Source organism: Roseovarius nanhaiticus, assembly GCF_900156535.1.
GTDB classification, from domain to species: Bacteria; Pseudomonadota; Alphaproteobacteria; order Rhodobacterales; family Rhodobacteraceae; genus Roseovarius; species Roseovarius nanhaiticus.
This window is the reverse complement of sequence record NZ_FTNV01000002.1, coordinates 123,861-143,504: the sequence shown is the minus strand read 5'-3', so window position 1 is coordinate 143,504 and position 19,644 is coordinate 123,861. Positions and strand designations below refer to the sequence as shown.

Here is a 19,644-nt window from a genome sequence, read left to right as displayed (position 1 = left end):
CCAAGGCGGCGGTGCGTTACCCAAGGCCAGACCCCATGAGCAGACATGTCAATATCGAGCGCCGCCGCCAGGCCATCTACGGATGGCTGCTCTTGTCGCCTGCTGCGCTCCTTCTGTCGCTCTTTGCGTTCTACCCGTCTGTCGCCACCTTCTGGTCCAGCCTGTTCTCGCGCGGCACGCGGCGCAACCCGTCCGAGTTCATCGGCACCGAAAACTACGCCGACCTTTTCGCTGATCCCACATTCTGGCTGGTGACGAAAAACAACCTGCTCTATGCGGGCGTCACCATTCCCGTCTCCATCGTGATCGCGCTGGCCATGGCGCTTTGGGCCAATTCCAAGCTGCCCGCACGCGGCTTTCTGCGGACCGCCTATTTCACGCCCACCGTGCTGCCGATGATCGCGGCGGCGAACCTGTGGCTTTTCTTCTACACGCCCGGCCTCGGCGTTCTGGACCAGATCGGAAGCCTCTTCGGCCTGCCCTCGGTCAACTGGCTGGGCCAGCCGGAAACCGCGCTTTGGGCGATCATCATCGTGACCATCTGGAAGGAGGCGGGGTTCTTCATGATCTTCTATCTTGCCGCTTTGCAGACCATCCCCGAGGATCTGAAGGAGGCCGCCGATATCGAGGGCGCCAGCCGCTGGACCTATACGCGCCGCATCGTGCTGCCCCTGCTGATGCCGACGACGCTTTTCATCATGGTCAACGCGATGATCAACTCGGTCAAGCTGATCGACCACCTCTTCATCCTGACCAAGGGCGGCCCCTCGGACGCCTCCAAGCTGATCCTTTATTACATTTGGGAAATGGCCTTCGCCTTCTTCGATCAGCCGCACGCGGCGGCGCTGACCATGCTGATCCTCGGCGTTCTGTGCATCGTGGCGGCCATCCAGTTCTTCTACCTGGACCGCCGGACGCATTACCAATGAGCGGACTCGCGCGGCATATCGAGGGCGCGGGTGCGTTCCTTCTGGCGATCATCTGGATCTCGCCGCTTGTCTTCGCCTTCTGGGCGGCGTTCCACACCACTTCGGACGCGGTGAATTTCAACCTCGCCGCGCCTTGGACGCTGGACAATTTCCGCACCGCCTGGGCCGGAGCGCCGTGGCTCAAGTATTTCATCAACACCTTCTTGCTGGTGACCATCGTCCTCATCGGGCAGTTCTTCCTGACGACGCTTGCGGGCTTTGCCTTTGCCAAGCTGGACTTTCCGGGCAAGAACCTCGTCTTTATCCTCGTGCTGATGCAGCTCTTCATCCTGCCCGAAGTGCTGATTGTCGAGAATTACGCGATGATCTCGCGCCTTGGCCTTTTCGATACGATCCTCGGCGTGGGCATGCCCTACATGGCCAGCGCCTTCGGCATCTTCCTGATGCGGCAGGCGTTCAAATCCGTGCCGATCGAGCTGCACGAGGCCGCGCGGATCGAGGGCTGCGGCCTTTTGGGCATCATCTGGCGGGTCTATGTGCCGCTGGCCAAGCCGACATACCTGGCCTATGCGCTGATTTCGGTCTCGACCCATTGGAACAACTTTCTCTGGCCGCTGATCGTCACCAATTCACCCGATACGCGGCCCCTGACCGTGGGCCTGTCGATCTTCGGCGCGCCCGAGAATGGCGTCGATATCAGCGTCATCTCGGCGGCGACGATGATGACGGTGGCGCCGCTTTTGCTAGCCTTCCTGCTCTTCCAGCGGCAATTCGTGCAGGCGTTCCTGCGGGCGGGGATCAAGTGACGACGATTCTTCAGATCACCGACACGCATATCGTGTCCGAGGGGCAGCTGGTCTCCGGGCGGCTCGACACCGCGCCGCCGCTCGCGCGACTTGTGCAGCGGATCGCGGAGATTCTGCCGGCGATCGGCCCGGTCGACGCGCTGCTGATCACTGGCGATCTCAGCGACGATGGTAGTGCCGAGAGCTATGCGCGGCTGCGCGCCATGCTGGCGCCGCTGGACCTCAGGGCATACGTCATTCCCGGCAATCACGACTTGCGCGATCCGATGCGCGCGGCCTTTGCGGCGGATGGGTATCTGCCGCGCTCGGGCCCGCTCGATTGGTCGGTCCGGCTGGGGGATATACAGTTCATCGGCCTCGATACGCTGGTCGAGGGGCAGGGGGGCGGCGCATTGATGCCCGCCTCGCTGGGATTTCTGGATCGCGCGCTGTCGGAGGGCAAGGGGCGCCCAACACTGGTCGCGCTGCACCATCCGCCCTTCGACAGCGGCATTTCCTTCATGGACCGTATCGGGCTGAGCGATAAGACCGCGCTGGCAAACGTGCTGGCCGCGCATGAGGGCGACATCCGGCTGGTCTGCGGACACATTCACAGCGTGATGATCGGCGCGGTCGGCGGCAAGATCGCCATTTCCGGCCCGTCGCCCTGTAGCGGGTTCGCTTATGACCGGCGTGCGGAGGCGCCCGTGGGGTATCATGCGCGCGAGGACGGGCTGATGGTGCATAGCTGGGACGGCGGGTTTCGCTCGGTCCACGTGCCCATGGCGCCGGGCGCCGGACCATTCGGCTTTTAGCCGCCGCCGCATTTCGTCATTTCCGCCCTCAGGCGGCTGGGCTAATCTGATCCTCGGGCATTCGCCTAAACACCGGGCACACGCGCAGGGAGGCGCGCCATGATGGTCGAGAAAACGGACACACTGGTGGTCGGGGCCGGTCAGGCCGGCATCGCGGTAAGCGAGCATCTGGGCCGCGCAGGCATCCCGCATCTGGTGCTGGAGCGCGCCCGCATCGCCGAGCGCTGGCGCTCGGAGCGGTGGGATGCGCTCGTTGCCAATGGTCCCGCCTGGCATGACCGCTTTCCCGGAATGGAATTTCCCAAGACCGGCCCTGACGGGTTTCCGGGCAAGGAAGAAGTCGCCGCCTATCTTGCAAGCTACGCCGCGCGGATTGGCGCGCCGATCAGGACGGGCGTCGAGGTGCGACGCGCCGCGCGTCTGGACGGGCGGCCCGGCTTTGCCATCGAGACGTCTCAAGGCCCGATCGAGGCGCAGAATATCGTCGCCGCGACCGGCGCGTTTCAAAAGCCGCTCATGCCCCGCATGATCCCCGAAGAGGCGGGCTTCCACCAGATCCACTCTTGCCACTACCGCAATCCTGCGCAGCTGCCCGAGGGCGCGGTGCTGGTGGTCGGCGCAGGCTCATCCGGCGCGCAGATCGCCGAAGAGCTGATGTTGGCGGGCCGCGATGTCTATCTGTCGGTCGGCCCGCATGACCGCCCACCTCGGGCCTATCGCGGGCGCGATTTCTGCTGGTGGCTGGGCGTGCTGGGCAAGTGGGACATGGCCGCCCCCGCGCCGGGCGCCGAGCATGTCACGATTGCCGTCAGCGGCGCGCGCGGTGGCCATACGGCGGATTTCCGCCGCTTCGCGCAGCAAGGCATGACCCTTCTTGGCCGGACAGAGGGGTATGCGGGCGGAGCGCTGCAGATCGCGGATGATCTGCGGACCAATTTGGACCGGGGCGATGCCAATTACCTCGCGTTGTTGGACGAGGCCGATGCCTATGTCTCGCGCAACGGCCTTGATCTGCCGCCCGAGCCGGAGGCGCGAGACCGCGTTAGCGATGCTGAATGCATCACCCATCCGCTACGCAGTCTCGATCTGGCAGAGGCGGGGATCACCTCCGTCATATGGTCCGTGGGCTACGGCGTCGATTACAGCTGGATCAAGCTGGACGCGTTCCACCCGGACGGGCGCCCCTTGCACCATCGCGGCGTGTCGCCCGAGCCGGGGCTCTATTATCTCGGGCTGCCCTGGCAGTCACGGCGCGGCTCCAGCTTTATCTGGGGTGTTTGGCATGATGCCAAATACATTGCCGATCAGATCGGCATTCAGCACAAATATCGCGATTACCATACGCAGGCAGCACAGCAGGCCGAGGACGCCTGAGAACGTCCCGGCACCGCCGCCAGCCCTCAGTCCGAACGGAGACCAAGATGGCCCATACCCGCATCCGCAAGTTCAACACCTCGGATACCTACCCCGAACAGCGGCTTGACAACGATCTGTGTCAGGCGGTCGTCACTCAGGGTGGCAAGACGGTCTGGATGCGCGGCCAATGCCCGCAAAACCTGGAGGATGCGCGCAATATCGACAGCCACGATCCCGCCGAGCAGACCCACAAGGTGATGCAGAATATCCGCCAGCTGATCGAAGAGGCGGGGGGCGAGATGGCGCACCTGGTCAAACTGGTCGTCTACATCACCGACGTGCGCCACCGCGAGGCGGTCTACCGCACCATGGGCGAATATATCAAAGGCGTGCATCCCGTCTCTACCGGGATCGTCGTGCAGGCGTTGGCGCGGCCCGAATGGCTGGTCGAAATCGACGCGACCGCCGTCATACCGGAGTGATGCCATGACTTTTTCCCTCGTCGCCCGCTGCGCCCGGACCGGCATGTTCGGTGTGGCCGTGTCGTCCTCGTCGCCCGCCGTCGCGGCGCGCTGCGCCCATGCGCGGGCGGGGGTGGGCGCGGTCGCCTCTCAGAACGTAACGGACCCGGCGCTGGGCACCGCCATGCTGGATCTGATGGAGGGCGGACTGGCGGCCCCCGATGCGCTGGAGGCGCTGCGCGCGCGGTCGGAGTTCATGGAATACCGCCAGATCCTGGCGGTGGATGCGCGCGGCGCCACGGCCATCCATTCGGGGCCGAACTCACTGGGCGTCTGGGCGGATGCCCATGGGCCTGATGTGGCAGCGGGCGGCAACCTTCTGGCGGATGCGGGCGTGCCGCAGGCCATCGCCCACGCCTTTGGCGCCGCCGAAGGCCATATCGGCGACCGCCTGATCGCCGCGATGCGCGCGGGCCTCGCTGCAGGCGGTGAGGCGGGGCCGGTTCATTCGGCGGGCCTCAAGATCGTGGACAAGCTGGGCTGGCCGCTCGCCGATCTGCGCTGCGACTGGACCGAGGCCTGCCCGATCGAGGATATCGCGACTGCCTGGCAGGTCTACAAGCCGCAGATGGAGGCCTATGTGCAACGTGCGCTCGACCCGCGCGCGGCGCCCTCCTACGGCGTGCCGGGCGACGACTGAATGAGCGCTGCGGAACCCCATGATGCGACGCTCGCTGCCCTGTCCGCGCTGATCGCCTTTCCGACGATCAGCGCGGACAGCAACCTGGCGTTGATCGACTATGCCGAGAGGCTGCTTTGCAAGGCGGGGTTCAAGGCGCAGCGCATGCCGTCGGCGGACGGGGCCAAGTCGGGCCTCGTCGCGCGCATCGGGCCGGAGGGGCCGGGCGGCATTCTACTCTCGGCGCATAGCGACGTGGTGCCGGTGGCCGGGCAGGTATGGACACGGCCCCCGTTCGAGTTGACGCGCGAGGCCGGGCGCCTTTACGGGCGGGGCACGACGGACATGAAGGGATTTCTGGCCGCGATGCTGTCACTGGCCAGCCGCGTTGAGGCGTCCGCGCTCAAGGCGCCCCTCATGCTGTGCATCTCTTACGACGAAGAGGTCGGCTGCATCGGCATGAAGGAAATGCTGCCCGCGCTGGGGGCGCTGGATTGGCGCCCCGACCTTTGCATCGTGGGCGAGCCGACGGACATGAAGGTGGCGACGGGCCACAAGGGCAAGACCGCCCTGCGCGCCACCTGCCGGGGCGTCGCGGGCCATTCGTCGCTGGCGCCGAACTACGTCAATGCGTTACATCTGGCGGCGGATCTGGTCGGTGCGCTGCGCGATATGCAGGCGGAGTATGTGGCCTCGAATGTCACCGATGATGCCTATGATATGCCCTATTCCACCATGCATGCGGGGGTGATGCAGGGCGGCGCGGCGCTGAATATTGTGGCGGATCACGCCGTGGTGGATTTTGAACTGCGCCACCTGCCCGCCGACACGCGGGAGGCGTTCGGTGCGCGTCTGGACGCGCGTATCGCGCGGATCATTGCGGAGTATCCCGAAGGGACCGCCAGTATCACGCTGGAGCCGATCTTCGAGTATCCGGGGCTGGAGATCCCGGTGGACGCGCCCGCCGTGCGGCGCGCCATGGCGCTTTGCGGCTCGGACCGGGCGGTCAAGGTCGCGTTCGGGACGGAGGCGGGATACTTCGCCCAGCTGGGTCTGCCGGCCCTGGTATGCGGGCCGGGCAACATGGCCGGGCAGGGGCATCAGGCGGACGAGTATATCAGCGCCGAAGAGCTTGCCGCCTGTGATGCGATGATGGACCGTGTGTTGCACGATCTTGGCCGCGGCTAACACGCCGCGGCCAGAAATCAGGCACCTGCGCGGATATCACAGATGCATCTGCTCCGCCGTCGTGATGCTGGCTGCATAGGCCGGAATGCCCGCACGGTCGATGCCGATGGCGGCCAACTGCCGGTCGTTCATTGAATGTAGAACCTGCCGCACGCGCCGCTCTTCGACACCGCGCATGGCGCGAATGGCGGCGTGGAACGTGCCGGTGCCAAGCGCCACCAAAGCGGTTTTGGCGGAGTTGGCCCAGTCGGTTGCATGCTGGGTGGGGTGGGCGGATCTGAGGCTACTGGCCATTTGCGGTCTCCTTGGCGATTTGGGTGATCTGGCTGCGCGTAATTCCGATGTCGGCCAGCTCGCGGTGCGACAGGCTTTGCAGCTCGCGCAGCGTGCGATGATACACGCGGCGGCGGGCCAGCGCGCCGGACAGGAATGCCCCCAGCCGCTGAAGGATGGGGCGTCTGCCCGTGAATGCGCCTGCTGCGGCGCCGAATGTCTGAGTATGTGCCATGTCTGATCTTCCGTCTTGCTGCAGCGCAGAATATCCGCTGCAAGACAGAAGTTAGGGGCGACCTCGGTGCCCGACAACTCGGTCTGGACGCATAGCCGCTATGACCAAATGGGACACTGCACGTCTGGCTATGGTTATCGCCTTGGGCATTGTCCGGGCGTCAATTTCTGCGGGTGGGTCCCTGAGCAGCTGTCGAGGGCATGTGCCGTGAAGTGACCCGAGGAACGCCTTCATCCTAGCGCAGGTCGTTTTTGCGACGCTCCGCCTTGGGGGACCATGCTGATAGTGATAGGCAACCGGATCTTACGCAGCGCCATACACCAAGAGCGCTATGATGCAGCCCTTACCAAGGCCGATTAACCACCCGTTTTCAGAACCATCTCCGGATCGATCCCGCGTTGCAGTGCGCTGGCGCGCACGGCCTCTTGCAGGGCAGGGCTACGCTTCAGCAAGGCGCGAAAGCGCGCTTCGTCCAGCACCAGAAGGGTCGATGGCGCGATAGCGCGTGCCTCGGCGCGGCGCGCCTTGCTCATCAGGATTGCCATCTGCCCGAACATATCGCCCCGGCCCAGCCGCCAGACCTGCCTGCCCTGGCTTAATTCGACTGCGCCCGAAGCGATGAAGAAAACGCTCTTGGCCGCGCTGTCGCGGCGCATGACGACCTTGCCTGCATCCACATAGCGGGTACGCAGCGACCGGCCCAAACGCCGCAACGCATCATCGTCGAGATCGGCGAAAACGGAGAATTGCCGGATGAACTCGCCGCGCTGAACGGCAATGTCCAGATGCGGGCGCGCCTCTGCGCTGATGCGGCGCTTTTCGACATCTTGCATCAGAGTCGTATAGACCTCGGCCCCGATCAGACCGTCTTCGCGCATGGAGGCGTATTCGCGCTCCTCCATCCGGAGGGCGGTGCGCCGGATGAACCTTCGCTCCAGCTCTTCGGAATGGCCTGGATATTGCAGTTGCAGACCGCTTAGCGCCGTCTCGACCGCCTCGATGCGCCGGGCCATCAATTCGTGCAGCAGTTCGGCCACCCGGCGCCCGTGGATGCGGCGGATGCGCCCGTCGATGAAGGCATCGAGGTCACGCAGGATCAGTCGTTGCGACAGAAGCCTCTCGAACCGGTCGGCGGTCAGACGGACCAAAGGCGCCGAAATGCCGAGCCGGCTGTGCAGGACCGTAGCCACGCGAAAGCCCCGCCCGTAGGCGACCGAGCGGCGTGCGGCCTTTTGGTAGCCGCCGCGCCCTCCGGCGCGTGCCGCCTCGATCAGCCGATCCGCCTCCGAGATGATCCGATCTGCCATGCGCGCGGATATGATACGCTCGCGCACGCGGGTCAGAATGGTATCGCGCTCGAAACCGGCCAGCGCGATCAGGCCCAACGTGATCCGGTCGCGGTCGGATATGTCGGCGGTGGTCTCGGCGGTCTTGACCGCCTCGTCCAGCCTGTCACCAAAGAGCCGCGCCTCCGAGCGGACGATGTCGTGGGTCAGCGCATAGGCTTCGGTCGTGCGGGCGACATCCTCGCGCACGGTTTGCAGGGCAACCGCGACGACCTGCCGTGACATCGCCTCGTCGATGGGCGACAGGTGATCAAGGCCCAGCCATTTGATGACGCTGCGTAGCGTGGTGCCCTGAACGATCAGCGTAAAGAGCGTAAAACCTGTGGCGAGGATGCCGACAACGCGCCGCACCTCGACCGGCACCCGAAAACTCTCGGTGACGGCGAGGGCCAGTGCCAGGGTGACAGCGCCGCGCAGTCCGCCCCAGAGGATCGCGCTGCGATAAGGCCGCTCGACGGCGGGCGATATGCGCAGCAGGGTCAGCAGTGGCAAAAGCCCGAAAAGGATGACGGCCCGCGCCGCGATAGCGGCCAGGATGACGACACCGATCAGGGCGAAATCGCTCCAGCGAATCTCCTCGAGCAGGCGGGGAATGAGCAGGGCGGCGAGAATGAAGATCAGCGCGCCGGCCCAATGCGCCAGAAGGTCCCAGACCTCGCGCAGGTTCTTCCACGCTTGCGGCGGCAGGCGGCCCGGCCCCGCAAGGTTCAGCGTCAGGCCCGCCGCGACAACCGCGATGACGCCCGAGGCGCCGATGGTTTGCTCGGCGCCGATATAGGCCAGATAGGGCAGCGCGACCGAGATCGAGATGATCGCCAACTCATGCGCCCGGAAAAGGGCCATGACCCAGATCGCCACCCGTGCGGTCAGCCAGCCAGTGGCAGCGCCCCCGGCGATGAGCATGGGAAACCGGGCCAGCGCATCGCTGAGCTTGGGGTCGGGCACGCCCAGCATGACGAAGCTCATGAAAAGACCAAAGAGCGCGATGGCCGCCGCGTCGTTCAGCAGGCTCTCGCCCTCGATGATCCGCGCGAGGCGCCGGGGCGCCGAGATCGAGCGGAAGATCGACACCACCGCCGACGGGTCGGTTGTCGAGACGATCGCACCGATGAGAAGGCAGGCGGCCAGCGGCAGCGCGCTGACCCAAGACAGCGCAAAGCCCACGCTGAATGTGGCGACCACCACCGCGACGACGGCCAGCGTCAGGATGGGCACCCAGTCGTCCAGCATCCGGCGCAGATTCATGCCGAGTGTTGCCTGAAACAGCAGCGTCGGCAGAAAGACGTACAGAAAGACGTTCGAGCGGATCGGCAAGCCCAGGATCGCCTCGGCGATGGGATTAAGCGCATCGGTCAAATCGGTGCGCAGGAAGAAGATCGCGCCCGACCCGATCAGGATGCCCAGCACCGCAAGGATCACGGTGTAGGGCAGGCGCAGCCGCGCGGCCAAGGGCTCGGCTGCGCCGATGACCAGAAAGAGCGAGGCGATGACCGCCGTGATCAGAACGATATCCATGCCTTCCGCATAGCAGCCCGCACGCCGCTTGAAACCTGTAAAATCGGGCGCCGCCGCTCCATTGATCTCGCCGCCTCGCGGGCCATCTTGTCGTGCGACCTTTGAGGAGAGCCGACGAGATGAGCCAGTTTCCCCCAACCCGCGCCGCCGGTCTCGAACGCATGGACGCCTTTGTACCCGCAATGGGGCGGCGCTATGCAAACGGGCGCAACTACGATCGCGGCCCCGGAAATCACAAGGCCGTCTCGACCCTGTCGCCCTATCTGCGCCGCCGCCTCGTGACCGAGGAAGAGGTCGTGACGGCGGCGTTGGATGCGCATGGGCCGGAAAATGCGGAGAAATTCGTGCAGGAGGTCGTCTGGCGCAGCTACTTCAAGGGATGGCTGGAGCGGCGCCCGGAGGTCTGGGACAGCTACGCGTCGGGGCTGGATGCCGATCTGGCCGCGCTGGACCGTGACCGGCGCTTGTCCCGCGACGTGGCCCGCGCCATGGATGGGCAGACGGGGCTGGATTGCTTCGATGCCTGGGCCGAAGAGCTGGTCAGCACGGGCTATCTGCACAATCACGCGCGCATGTGGTTCGCCTCGATCTGGATTTTCACACTGGGGCTGCCGTGGCGGATGGGCGCCGATTTCTTCTACCGCCATCTGCTGGACGGTGACGCGGCGTCCAACACGCTGGGCTGGCGCTGGGTGGCCGGGCTGCACACACGCGGCCGGCCCTATGCGGCCGATCCCAAGAACATCGCCACCTTCACCGGCGGGCGCTTTGCGCCGCGCGCTTCCGACCTCGAGGAAGTCACCGAAGGGCTGGAGGCAAGTGAGCCGGAGGGCCTGCCCCAGGTGCGGCCCGTGCGCGCGCCGCGTGCGCCGCGTGATGGTGCCGCGACCGCGATCCTGATCACGGATGAGGATTGCAGTCCCGAGCGCTTTGATCTGGACATCTCTGGCGCCTGCGCGCTTGGCACTTTGGCGGGTAGTCATCTGCGCTCGCCGCTGGAGGTGGCGCCGCATGTGCACGACTTCGAGGCAGGCGCGCTAGCGGATACGGCGGCACGGCTGGGGCGCGTGCCGGACCTTCTGCGCGCGGATCATCCCGATACGCTGGCCAAATGGGCGCATGCGGCGGGGGCCGAGCAGATCGTGACGCCTTTTGTGCCGCGCGGCCCGATGCGCGATTGGCTGACCGAGGCCGAGACCTATCTGGACCGGCAGGGCATCGTGCTTTGCGAGCTGCGCCGCGACTGGGACAGCGCGTTCTGGCCGCACGCGACCGCCGGCTTCTTTAAGGTCAAGAAGAAGATCCCCGCGCTTCTTGGCGATCTGGTGGCGGCATGAGCCGGGTCGCGATCATCGGCGCCGGGATGGCGGGCATTGCCTGTGCACGCCGTCTGGCCGAGGCGGGGCATGCGCCCGTGCTGGTGGACAAGGGGCGCGGCATCGGCGGGCGCGTGGCCACGCGCCGGGCTGCGGGGCTGCATTTCGATCACGGTGCGCAATATGTCAGCGCCAAGTCGGCGGAATTCGAGGCGCTGATGGACGGGCTGATCGACAGCGGAGCCGCCGCCGATTGGCAGGACGGCGCGGAGCGGCGCCACATCGTCGGCGCGCCCGGCATGTCGGCCATCCCGAAGGCGCTGGCGGCGGATCTGGACGTGCGCCAAGGCGTGCAGGTCTCGCAAGTGGCGCAAGTCGATGGGGGCTGGCGGCTGACATGGGACGGCGGCGGCATGGAGGCCGCGCATGTAGTGCTGACCGTGCCCGCGCCGCAGGTCGCCGGGCTGATCGGCGCGGATCACGATTTGGTGCGGCAGATCGGGCATGTGCGGCTCGCGCCCTGCCTGACCTTGATGGCCGCGATCACCGGCCCGGCGCCATTTGCCAGCCGCCGTGATCCGGACGGCGCGCTTGCCTCAATCATCGCCGACAGCAGCAAGCCGGGCCGCCCCGAGGCCGAGGCGACCGCGTGGACCGCGCAGGCGAGCCCCGAGTTCAGCACGCAATGTCTTGAGGAAACCCCCGAGCGGATGGTGGAGCTGATGGTGCCGCTGCTGCTCGATGCGTTGGGCGCGGCGCCGGACCGCGTCAGCCACGCCGCCGCGCATCGCTGGCGTTATGCGCGGGTCACACAAGCGCTGGAGGCGCCTTTTGCAAAAACGCCGGACGGGACACTTTATCTGGGCGGTGACTGGTGTATCGGTGCACGGGTCGAGGCCGCGTGGCAGAGCGGCAGTGCCATTGCCGAAGACCTGTTGGAGCGGCTTACATGATCATCGCGGCGCTTCTGGCCACATCGCTGCTGTTCGGCGGTATGATGCTTTACTCCTTCGGTTTTGCGGTATTCCTCTTTACCGCCTTGCCGCCGGACGTGGCGGGGACTGCGCTACGCCGTGCCTTTCCGCATTTCTATCTGTTCGTCATGGGCAGTGCGGCAGTTTCCGCCGCTTTGGTCTGGCCATCCGACGCGCTCTCGGCAGCGATCTTGGGTGTCATCGCGCTCAGCACATGGCCGACGCGGCAGATCCTGATGCCCGCCATCAACGCGGCCACAGATAGCGGCGCCAAGACGCGCTTCAAGCTGCTGCACGGGCTGTCGGTGGCGATCTCGCTGGGCCATATCATTCTGGCCGGGATCGTTCTGGCGCGCTTCGTCTAGCTTGCGTCAGCTGCGCGGCACAAAGGCCAGCGCAGTATTGCCCGTCAGCGCGGCATCCCGCAGTCGATACCTGCGACCCTCCCGAACGTAGTCCAGCCCGCTGGCGTCAAGGCAGCCCCGCAGCCGCGCTTCGTCGCCATAGACCAGATCCAGCCCGACGATAGCGGGAGCGGTATCGTTCATGGCCGCTGGCAGGGCGCCGTAGCGCGCCTCAATGGCCTCGCGCGCCAAGACCCGCAACACGCCATTTCCGGTCTCCATTTCCAGTCCACCAGCGCAGTCACGTCTCGCGCCATATACACCCGCAAGGCGTGCGGCCACTGGTGCGATATCCTCGGGCCGGGCCAGAACCGATGCGCCCTCATAGCCGGAAACGGAGTTGGGATGGGCCATCCAATCCGGCACGTAAATCAGATCCGGTCGGTGCTGCTGACACAGGAAAAACGACAGGCGCGCGCAGGCGTCATCGGGCATGAGCGCAAGGCTGGTCCGCGTGCGGCCTGCGCGCCCATCCGGCAGGGTCACGTCGCGGCCGAACTCCAGATGGCCCGCCACCTGCCATCCCGCGGCCTCCGCACGGGCGGCGTCGCGCGCGGCATCCGTGCTGTGCAGGGCGGTCAGGGCGATCCCCTCGCGGTCTTGCAGATGGGTGTGGACATGACGGCCAAAGCGAAACGCACCCGCCGGATGCGCATCGAGCAGGGTGTCGTCATAGATCCCCATGATCTCCAGCAGGCAGCCATCGAACATCGCTAGGCTGGTGCTGGTGCCCCACGGATGACGGCCCACCGGCGTCATGGCAAAGCCGAGCGAGATCAGCCGCTGGCGCAGAGCGTCCATGTCATGCACCGCGATCAGCGGATGATCGAGACCGAAGGGCACGTTCATACGTCATTCCTTTCGGGGGCCGCAAAGCTGATCCGCGCCGGGCCGATTTCGCGCGCCTTGGCGCCTGCGACCAGCGTGCAGGGCGCGACATCCTGCGTAACAATGGCGCCCGCCGCCACGTTGGCCCGCGCTCCGATCGTAATCCCGCCCAGCAGGATCGCGCCTGCGCCGATCACGGCGCCGTCGCCGAGCGTGGGATGGCGCCGCGCGCCGCTATCGGCCAGCGTGCTGCCCAGCGTGACGCTGTGCCAGATCGACACATCGGCGCCGGTCACCGCCGTCTCGCCCACCACAAAGCCCAGCCCGTGATCGAGCCACAGTCCCGGTCCCACGCGCGCCGCCGGATGGATGTCGGTCGAAAAGGCCCGGCCCGCGCCGGCTTTGATCGCCATCGCCAGCGTCCGGTCGTCGCTCTGCCATAGCTGATGCGCGATGCGGTGCGCCATGATGGCCTGCACGCCGCGCCCGAAGAGTAGCGCGGTGGCGCGCCCGCCCTGTGCGAAATCGCGGCGGGCGGTCTCGTCAATGTCGTGCTGGCTCAGCGCGGCGAGTTCGGGGTGCGCGGCATAGAGGCGCCGGACAAGATCCGCAGGGAGATCCGCCGCCGCCTGCAGCACGGCGCCCGCCAGATCGGCAAACCCGTCAAAGCGGCGCGGAGAGATGCCAATCAGCGCCGCCGCTTCGGGCGAGGCGGCCAAGAGCGCCTCGGTTTCCTCCATGAGGCTCATAAGCGCGGCTCCTCAGGAGACATAGCCAAAGGCGATCTTGGGCACTTCGCCACTGTCGAGCCAGATCGCCTTGGGGCTGGTGTATTCCATCAGCGCATCCGTGCCGCTGGACCGGCCCCAGCCCGAACTCAGCGAGCCGCCAAAGGGCGATGATACATGGATCGCCTTGTAGCTGTTGATCCAGAACGTGCCTGCGCGCACCGCAGCCGAGACGCGGTGCGCGCGGCCCAGATCGCGCGTCCAGACAGCGCCGGCAAGGCCGAATTCGGTATCGTTGGCGATTGCGATGGCGTCTTCCTCATCGTCGAAGGGTATGGCGGTCACGACCGGGCCAAAGATCTCGGTCTGCGCCGCCTCGGCGCTGTTTCCCAGACCTGTCAGCAGGGTAGGCGGCACGAAATACCCCTCCTTCGGCAGATCGGTGCGTGTCTGAACGGCGGCGCCGCCCGTTGCGGCATTGGCGATCATGCTCTGGATATGCGCATATTGGCGGCCATTGCTGATCGGGCCAATCTCAGTGGCGTCGTCCAATGGATCGCCGAGGGTAATGCTGTTCATCCCCTCCGAGATCATCTGGGTGAGCTCCGCATGCACCGACCGCTGAACAAGCAGCCGCGACCCTGCGACACAGCTTTGGCCCGCCCCGGAGAAGATAGCCGCCTGTGCGCCAAGGCAGGCATGCTCCAGATTGGCGTCGGCAAAGACGATATTGGCCGACTTGCCGCCCAGTTCCAGCACCGCGGGTTTCAGCGCCTCGGCGGCGGTCATGGCGACGCGCCGCCCGGTTTCGGGCGAGCCGACAAAGATCACCTTGCGCACGGCGGGATGCTGGATCGCGGCCTGTCCGGTGGTGGGGCCAAGCCCGCAGAGCACATTGACGAGGCCGCGGGGCAGGCCCGCCCCTTCGGCGATGCGCACCAGCGCCACGGTGGTCAGAGGCGTCAGCTCACTGGGTTTTATGACCACGCCGTTCCCGGCGCAGATGGCGGGCGCGATCTGCCACCCGGCGGTAAAGATGGGCGCATTCCACGGCGTGATCTGGAACACCACGCCCAATGGCTCGCGCAGGGTGTAGTTCAGGTGGCCGCTGGGCACGGGGATCACCTCGCCGTGGATCTTGTCGGCCCAGCCTGCGTAGTAACGGAACATCTCGGCGACCTTGGCCACCTCGACCCGGGCGTCGCGGATCGGCTTGCCTGCCACCAGAGCCTCGAGCTGGGCGAGGGGCGCGGCTTGGGACGTGACCGCGCGGGCGATCTCTTGCATGACGTCGCCGCGCGCTGCGGCGGAGAGCTGTGCCCATGTTTTTTGCGCGGCGTCGGCGGCCTCGCAGGCCTCACCGGCCAGGTCTACGCCGCAATCAGGGTAGCTGGTGAGTTCGCTTCGCGCATAGGGATCTTCGAGCGTGATGGCGGCGCCAGCGCCCTGCCGCAACGCGCCGTTTACAAGGCTGCAAACACCACCGCCAAGGTCCAGCTCTTGCATCAGGCTGTTCAGGATTTCGCGGCGGTCAGACATGGTCTTGGCTCCGGTATTTGTAGATCTCGTTAAAGTCGGCACTGTCCTCCAGGGTCTCGCGGCTGGCTTCCCAGATTTCGGCGATGGCGCAAGTGGCGGGCAGGTTCAGCCCGGCCTCACCCGCCAGCTTGACGGCGAGGCCCACATCCTTGCGCATGAGGCCCATGGTAAAGCCCGAGTCGAATGCGCCGCTCATCACCCACTTGGGAAAGTTCACCTCGCTCACGCCGCTGCGGCCCGAGCCGGCATTGACGCCTTCCAGAAGGCTGTCGAGCGGGATGCCCCCCGCCTCGGCCAGGCGCGCCATTTCGCTGACCAGCACCAGATTGGCGGCGCATAGCAGGTTGTTGGCGATCTTGGCCGCATGGCCTGCGCCTGCGGGGCCGACATGAACCGTCTTGGCCGTCAGATCGTCCAGGATGGGGCGCAACTCGGCGATGGCATCTTCGGGCCCGCCCAGAACCATTGTCATGGTGCCCGCACGGGCGCCAGACGGCCCGCCACTGACGGGGCCGTCGAGAAAGGTGTAATCCTTTGCGGCGGCGGCCAGCGCCTTGGTCGTTTCGGGCTCGGAGGTCGACGTGTCGAGAACGATTGCGCCGGGGCGCAGATGTGGCGTCAGCTCGGCCATCACTGCCCGCACGATATCGGCACGGGGCAGCGACAGGATGATCCGGTCGCAGGCACTGCCCAGCTGGGCAAGTGTATCGCAAGGCTCGGCGCCGCTCGCCGCACCGCGCGCGCGCGCCTCCGGCATGGTGTCATGGCATCTGGGGGTGTGCCCGCGCTCGACCAGCCGGGCGATCATCGCGCCGCCCATCGCGCCGCATCCAATTATGCCGATCATCTGTCGTTCCTTTGTGCTCATGTCGTCTGCACTCTTTTGCTGCGTGTCGCGCCTTCTGTGCTGGCGACGTGGCACGAGGCGAAAGGGGCTGTCGCAATCTTGAACATCAGAGCTGTCGATCCTGCCATTGCGTTTGCGCCAGCCTAGCGCCCGCCCGGCGGCAGGGCGAGTGGCTTTGGCCGTCACTCCTTGCGGGCATAGCGCGCCTCGGTCTCGTAATAGATGTCAAAGCCCAGTCGCTGGCGCAACTCGCCAAACTCCATCAGGCCGCCGGTGTGATCCTGTCCCGCCTTGAGCGCCGCCAGCGTTGTCGTCATCGCCTGCATGGCCGCCGCCATCGCGGCCAGCGGGTAGGCAGCCACCCGAAATCCCAATGCCTCCAGCCGCGCGGGTGGCAGGATCGGGGTCTGGCCGCCCTCCAGCATGTTGGCGACCTGCGCGCCGGGTACCTCGGCACAGATGGTGCGCATCTCGTCTTCGCTCAGCGGCTCTTCGACAAAGATCATCTCGGCCCCCAGCTCGGCGAACATCTGGGCGCGGGCGATTGCCTCGCTCAGGCCATGGGTGCGGCGCGCGTCGGTGCGCGCCTTGATCACGATATCGCTGCGCCCGCGCGCCTCGACGGCGGCGCGGATGCGGTCATACGCCTCCTCGCGGTCCACCACGGCCTTGCCTTGGGTGTGGCCGCACCGCTTGGGCGCGACCTGATCCTCGATCATGACACCGGCACAGCCCGCGCGGGCGAACCCTTGGACCGTGCGCATCACGTTCATCGCGTTGCCATAGCCAGTATCGCCGTCGACCATCATCGGAATGTCGATGGCTTCTAGTACATTGCGCGCCTGATCGCGCACCTCGCCATAGCTCATGAGGCCCAGATCCGGCGCTCCGATGCGGCTGGCTGAGGCCGAAAAGCCCGACAGGAATGTCAGATCGAACCCCGCCTGCTGGATAAGCCGCGCCGAGAGCGCGTCATAGCAACAGGGCATCATCACGAGGCCGGGCTGCGCGAGCAGGGCGCGCAGCCGCGTCGCGGCGGGATTGGGGTAGGGATCGCTCATTCGGGGGACCTCATATGAGTAGGGAGGGCTGGCGGCCCGGGCGGGGCAGGTCGCGCGCCATCGTGTCTAGGAGCCTGATCAGCCTGGCAGGCTCGGACAGCGCCGATAGGCTGTCGCGCGCATCGTCAGGATCTGGGTGGCAGGCAAACAGTCCCCCGCCAATGAGCAAGAACCTGTCCCGGCCGGCCGCGTTCGATGGCTGGTCCATCACACAGATGTGACATGCGTGCAGGCCATCATGGCTGGCGAGGCAGACCAGCATGGCCCATTCGGCCCGGCGCAGGCGCGGCTCAGACCAGAAGATCGTGAGACGGGCCAGCCGATGAGCAACGGGCAGGGGCGTATCATCCGGAATGTCGATCAGTTTCATGTGGCCATCCCTACCATAGAATAAACGTTCTATACGGAGCGAAGTATTGCTAGGCTTTTCCATAGCGCCTTTGGAAAAAGGCGAAGGAGCAGATTGAGGGAGGACGGCCATGACAGCCTTATCGCTGGCAGGGATCGCGCGGCTGGAGCGTGCGGTGCTGAACGGCTTTGCCGTGCTGCTGATCGTGCTCATGCTGGCCATCGCGGTGCAGGTCGTGGCCAGCTTTTTCGACCTCAATCCTCTGGTGATGTTCGACGCGCCCGTGGCATGGCTAGGCAGGGGGATTACCCTGAATTCGCTTCTCGATCTGCAATGGCATCTGCTGGCGATCATTGCACTCTTGCCCGCGGGTCTCGTGTGGCTGCGCGACCGCCATGTGCGGGTCGATTTTCTGTATGACGGCTATCGGCCAAAGCTGCGATACACCGTCGATCTGATCGGCAATCTGGTCTTTGCGGCACCGTTCCTTATCATGGCGATCCCCGGTTCGGTCTCGTTCTGGCAGCGCGCGTGGCGCGCGGGCGAAGGCTCGGCCAGCGGGGGGCTGAATGATCTGTGGCTGATCAAGGCGATGCTGCCTCTGGGCCTCGGCCTGCTCGCCGCCGCGGCGCTGATCGAGAGCCTGCGCCTTGCCGTTGCGCTGGTGCGCGGGTGAGCGAAATCGCCCTGCCTCTGGCGATGGCGCTGTTGACGCTGGGCGGTATCCTTGCGGGCTATCGCGTGGCCTTCGTGCTGGCGGGCGCCTCGGCGATCTTCATTTTGATCTCGCCCTTGCCGACAGCGTTCTTCAACCTGATCGTCAGCCGGATCTATGCCAATGTGCTGACCAACTGGCTCCTCGTCGCGATCCCGATGTTCATCTTCATGGGGCTGATCCTGGAGAAATCCGGCGTCGCCGAGCGGGCTCTGAAAGGCGCGCAGCGGGCGCTGGGCGGGACAGCGGCGGGCATGGGCGTGGCTGTTCTGGTGATCGGCGTTCTCTTGGCCGCGTCCTCGGGCGTGGTTGGGGCCAGCGTGGTCCTGCTCGCGCTGCTTGCCCTGCCGCGCATGGCCGAGGTGGGGTATGACAAGGCGACCGGCGCGGGGCTGATCGCGGCCAGCGGGACGCTGGCCATCCTCATCCCGCCCTCGGTGATGCTGATCATCCTCGGGGACCAGCTTCAGACGCCGGTGCCCGATATGTTCGCCGGGGCTATCGGGCCGGGCCTTTTGCTGGTTGCGCTATACGGCATCTACATCATCTGGCGCGCGCGCGGCCTGCCGCGTGCGCCCAAGGGGCCGGCCTTGGGGCTGATCGCGGGCGTCGGGCGCACATTGATGGATGTGGCGCCGCTGCTGATCCTCGTGATCTGCGTTCTTGGCTCGATCATCGGCGGGCTGGCGACGCCGACCGAGGCGAGCGGGCTGGGCGCGCTGGGCGCCATCCTGGTCACCGCACTCTATCGCCGCTTCGATACGGGCGTCATCATGGCCGCCGCACGCGATACCGTGATGGCGACCTGCGTGGTGCTGATGGTCATCGTGGGCGCTACCTGCTTTTCCGCCGTGTTCAAAGGCGTCGGCGGCGACGCGATGATCCGGAGCGCGCTGAGCCTCTTCGGGGACAACCCGTGGACCGTATTGCTGGTGGTCATGGGCGCGATCTTCGTTCTGGGCTTCGTGCTCGATTGGCTGGAGATCACTTTGATCCTGATCCCGATTTTCGCGCCCGTCATCGCGGGGCTGGAGTTCGGCAACGGCCTGACCGGCCAGCCGCTGCTTATATGGTTCGGCATTCTGGTGGCGGTGAATCTGCAGACCTCGTTCCTGACGCCGCCCTTCGGCTTCGCGCTGTTCTATCTGCGCGGCGCCGCTGGCGATCAACTGCAGACGCGCGAGATTTATCGTGGTGTCATTCCGTTCATCGCGTTGCAACTATTCGCGTTGGGGCTGCTCATGGCATTCCCCTGGCTGATCACGGGCCTCATCTGACGGGGCCAATAATGGGGAGAAAGA

The 19,644-nt window shown here is 65.9% G+C and carries 21 protein-coding genes; 12 read left to right on the top strand and 9 right to left on the bottom strand.

Annotated elements, in window-relative coordinates; all coding sequences use genetic code 11:
* Positions 1-35 precede the first annotated feature (35 nt).
* The 7 genes from BW975_RS10840 to argE all read left to right on the top strand — a co-directional run bounded on the left by BW975_RS10840 (position 36) and on the right by argE (position 6,213).
* Positions 36-929, top strand: coding sequence for a carbohydrate ABC transporter permease (locus tag BW975_RS10840; protein ID WP_076533884.1), 894 nt, complete (start codon positions 36-38; stop codon positions 927-929).
* Positions 926-1,735 (top strand): carbohydrate ABC transporter permease, encoded by an 810-nt coding sequence (locus tag BW975_RS10835; RefSeq protein ID WP_076533881.1) that lies wholly within the window; start codon positions 926-928, stop codon positions 1,733-1,735. The genes BW975_RS10840 and BW975_RS10835 overlap by 4 nt, the downstream gene beginning before the upstream one ends.
* Positions 1,732-2,529: a phosphodiesterase gene (locus BW975_RS10830; RefSeq protein ID WP_076533878.1), complete on the top strand. Its 798-nt coding sequence runs from the start codon at positions 1,732-1,734 to the stop codon at positions 2,527-2,529. The genes BW975_RS10835 and BW975_RS10830 overlap by 4 nt, the downstream gene beginning before the upstream one ends.
* A gap of 99 nt (positions 2,530-2,628) precedes the next feature.
* Positions 2,629-3,903, top strand: a complete 1,275-nt coding sequence (locus tag BW975_RS10825; protein WP_076533876.1) for a flavin-containing monooxygenase — start codon at positions 2,629-2,631, stop codon at positions 3,901-3,903.
* 47 nt (positions 3,904-3,950) lie between these two features.
* The gene (locus BW975_RS10820) at positions 3,951-4,367 is read left to right on the top strand and encodes a RidA family protein (protein WP_076533873.1); all 417 of its coding nucleotides are present in this window, start codon (positions 3,951-3,953) and stop codon (positions 4,365-4,367) included.
* Between the two features lie 4 nt (positions 4,368-4,371).
* Complete coding sequence (locus tag BW975_RS10815; protein ID WP_076533871.1) at positions 4,372-5,046, top strand: DUF1028 domain-containing protein; 675 nt, start codon at positions 4,372-4,374, stop codon at positions 5,044-5,046.
* Positions 5,047-6,213 (top strand): acetylornithine deacetylase, encoded by a 1,167-nt coding sequence (gene argE, locus BW975_RS10810; protein ID WP_076533868.1) that lies wholly within the window; start codon positions 5,047-5,049, stop codon positions 6,211-6,213. It abuts the gene before it with no gap.
* Between the two features lie 36 nt (positions 6,214-6,249).
* On the opposite strand, the gene BW975_RS10805 is transcribed toward argE, so the two are convergent.
* From BW975_RS10805 to BW975_RS10795, 3 genes are all read right to left on the bottom strand, one after another.
* Positions 6,250-6,507, bottom strand: a complete 258-nt coding sequence (locus BW975_RS10805) for a hypothetical protein (RefSeq protein ID WP_076533865.1) — start codon at positions 6,505-6,507, stop codon at positions 6,250-6,252.
* Positions 6,497-6,721, bottom strand: a complete 225-nt coding sequence (locus BW975_RS10800) for a DUF1127 domain-containing protein (RefSeq protein WP_083687082.1) — start codon at positions 6,719-6,721, stop codon at positions 6,497-6,499. Before BW975_RS10800 ends, BW975_RS10805 begins: the two co-directional genes overlap by 11 nt.
* 356 nt (positions 6,722-7,077) lie before the next feature.
* Positions 7,078-9,582, bottom strand: coding sequence for a cation:proton antiporter (locus BW975_RS10795; RefSeq protein WP_076533863.1), 2,505 nt, complete (start codon positions 9,580-9,582; stop codon positions 7,078-7,080).
* 119 nt (positions 9,583-9,701) lie between these two features.
* On the opposite strand from BW975_RS10795, the gene BW975_RS10790 reads away from it, so the two are divergent.
* The 3 genes from BW975_RS10790 to BW975_RS10780 are packed head-to-tail and all read left to right on the top strand — an operon-like array spanning position 9,702 to position 12,237.
* On the top strand, positions 9,702-10,919 hold the full coding sequence (locus BW975_RS10790) for an FAD-binding domain-containing protein (RefSeq protein WP_076533860.1): 1,218 nt from the start codon (positions 9,702-9,704) through the stop codon (positions 10,917-10,919).
* Entirely contained in the window at positions 10,916-11,851 is a 936-nt protein-coding gene (locus tag BW975_RS10785) for an NAD(P)/FAD-dependent oxidoreductase (protein WP_076533858.1), read from the top strand. The genes BW975_RS10790 and BW975_RS10785 overlap by 4 nt, the downstream gene beginning before the upstream one ends.
* Positions 11,848-12,237 (top strand): DUF4149 domain-containing protein, encoded by a 390-nt coding sequence (locus tag BW975_RS10780; RefSeq protein ID WP_076533856.1) that lies wholly within the window; start codon positions 11,848-11,850, stop codon positions 12,235-12,237. The genes BW975_RS10785 and BW975_RS10780 overlap by 4 nt, the downstream gene beginning before the upstream one ends.
* Before the next feature lie 6 nt (positions 12,238-12,243).
* Here the strand turns inward: BW975_RS10780 and BW975_RS10775 are convergent, their stop codons facing one another.
* From BW975_RS10775 to BW975_RS10750, 6 genes are all read right to left on the bottom strand, one after another.
* A complete protein-coding gene (locus BW975_RS10775; RefSeq protein WP_076533854.1) occupies positions 12,244-13,125 on the bottom strand; it encodes a VOC family protein in 882 nt (293 codons plus the stop codon).
* Positions 13,122-13,853 (bottom strand): serine acetyltransferase, encoded by a 732-nt coding sequence (locus BW975_RS10770; RefSeq protein ID WP_076533852.1) that lies wholly within the window; start codon positions 13,851-13,853, stop codon positions 13,122-13,124. Before BW975_RS10770 ends, BW975_RS10775 begins: the two co-directional genes overlap by 4 nt.
* Before the next feature lie 12 nt (positions 13,854-13,865).
* Positions 13,866-15,371 carry an aldehyde dehydrogenase family protein gene (locus BW975_RS10765; protein WP_076533850.1) on the bottom strand — a complete coding sequence of 502 codons (1,506 nt, stop codon included), beginning with the start codon at positions 15,369-15,371 and terminating at the stop codon, positions 13,866-13,868.
* Positions 15,364-16,293 carry an NAD(P)-dependent oxidoreductase gene (locus tag BW975_RS10760; RefSeq protein WP_272482025.1) on the bottom strand — a complete coding sequence of 310 codons (930 nt, stop codon included), beginning with the start codon at positions 16,291-16,293 and terminating at the stop codon, positions 15,364-15,366. Before BW975_RS10760 ends, BW975_RS10765 begins: the two co-directional genes overlap by 8 nt.
* 107 nt (positions 16,294-16,400) lie before the next feature.
* Complete coding sequence (locus BW975_RS10755) at positions 16,401-17,279, bottom strand: isocitrate lyase/PEP mutase family protein (RefSeq protein WP_076533845.1); 879 nt, start codon at positions 17,277-17,279, stop codon at positions 16,401-16,403.
* 10 nt (positions 17,280-17,289) lie between these two features.
* On the bottom strand, positions 17,290-17,649 hold the full coding sequence (locus tag BW975_RS10750; protein WP_076533843.1) for a hypothetical protein: 360 nt from the start codon (positions 17,647-17,649) through the stop codon (positions 17,290-17,292).
* Positions 17,650-17,758: 109 nt separating this feature from the next.
* Here BW975_RS10750 and BW975_RS10745 point away from each other — a divergent pair, with 109 nt between their 5' ends.
* The gene (locus tag BW975_RS10745) at positions 17,759-18,304 is read left to right on the top strand and encodes a TRAP transporter small permease subunit (protein ID WP_076533842.1); all 546 of its coding nucleotides are present in this window, start codon (positions 17,759-17,761) and stop codon (positions 18,302-18,304) included.
* Positions 18,301-19,620: a TRAP transporter large permease gene (locus BW975_RS10740; RefSeq protein WP_244512613.1), complete on the top strand. Its 1,320-nt coding sequence runs from the start codon at positions 18,301-18,303 to the stop codon at positions 19,618-19,620. Before BW975_RS10745 ends, BW975_RS10740 begins: the two co-directional genes overlap by 4 nt.
* The last annotated feature ends 24 nt before the right edge of the window (positions 19,621-19,644 follow it).

Coding starts and splice junctions, on each gene's coding strand:
- BW975_RS10840 (WP_076533884.1), top strand. CDS start 36: ATGAGCAGACATGTCAATATCGAGCGCCGCCGCCAGGCCATCTACGGA.
- BW975_RS10835 (WP_076533881.1), top strand. CDS start 926: ATGAGCGGACTCGCGCGGCATATCGAGGGCGCGGGTGCGTTCCTTCTG.
- BW975_RS10825 (WP_076533876.1), top strand. CDS start 2,629: ATGATGGTCGAGAAAACGGACACACTGGTGGTCGGGGCCGGTCAGGCC.
- BW975_RS10820 (WP_076533873.1), top strand. CDS start 3,951: ATGGCCCATACCCGCATCCGCAAGTTCAACACCTCGGATACCTACCCC.
- BW975_RS10815 (WP_076533871.1), top strand. CDS start 4,372: ATGACTTTTTCCCTCGTCGCCCGCTGCGCCCGGACCGGCATGTTCGGT.
- argE (WP_076533868.1), top strand. CDS start 5,047: ATGAGCGCTGCGGAACCCCATGATGCGACGCTCGCTGCCCTGTCCGCG.
- BW975_RS10805 (WP_076533865.1), bottom strand. CDS start 6,507: ATGGCCAGTAGCCTCAGATCCGCCCACCCCACCCAGCATGCAACCGAC.
- BW975_RS10800 (WP_083687082.1), bottom strand. CDS start 6,721: ATGGCACATACTCAGACATTCGGCGCCGCAGCAGGCGCATTCACGGGC.
- BW975_RS10795 (WP_076533863.1), bottom strand. CDS start 9,582: ATGGATATCGTTCTGATCACGGCGGTCATCGCCTCGCTCTTTCTGGTC.
- BW975_RS10790 (WP_076533860.1), top strand. CDS start 9,702: ATGAGCCAGTTTCCCCCAACCCGCGCCGCCGGTCTCGAACGCATGGAC.
- BW975_RS10785 (WP_076533858.1), top strand. CDS start 10,916: ATGAGCCGGGTCGCGATCATCGGCGCCGGGATGGCGGGCATTGCCTGT.
- BW975_RS10780 (WP_076533856.1), top strand. CDS start 11,848: ATGATCATCGCGGCGCTTCTGGCCACATCGCTGCTGTTCGGCGGTATG.
- BW975_RS10775 (WP_076533854.1), bottom strand. CDS start 13,125: ATGAACGTGCCCTTCGGTCTCGATCATCCGCTGATCGCGGTGCATGAC.
- BW975_RS10770 (WP_076533852.1), bottom strand. CDS start 13,853: ATGAGCCTCATGGAGGAAACCGAGGCGCTCTTGGCCGCCTCGCCCGAA.
- BW975_RS10765 (WP_076533850.1), bottom strand. CDS start 15,371: ATGTCTGACCGCCGCGAAATCCTGAACAGCCTGATGCAAGAGCTGGAC.
- BW975_RS10755 (WP_076533845.1), bottom strand. CDS start 17,279: ATGAGCGATCCCTACCCCAATCCCGCCGCGACGCGGCTGCGCGCCCTG.
- BW975_RS10750 (WP_076533843.1), bottom strand. CDS start 17,649: ATGAAACTGATCGACATTCCGGATGATACGCCCCTGCCCGTTGCTCAT.
- BW975_RS10745 (WP_076533842.1), top strand. CDS start 17,759: ATGACAGCCTTATCGCTGGCAGGGATCGCGCGGCTGGAGCGTGCGGTG.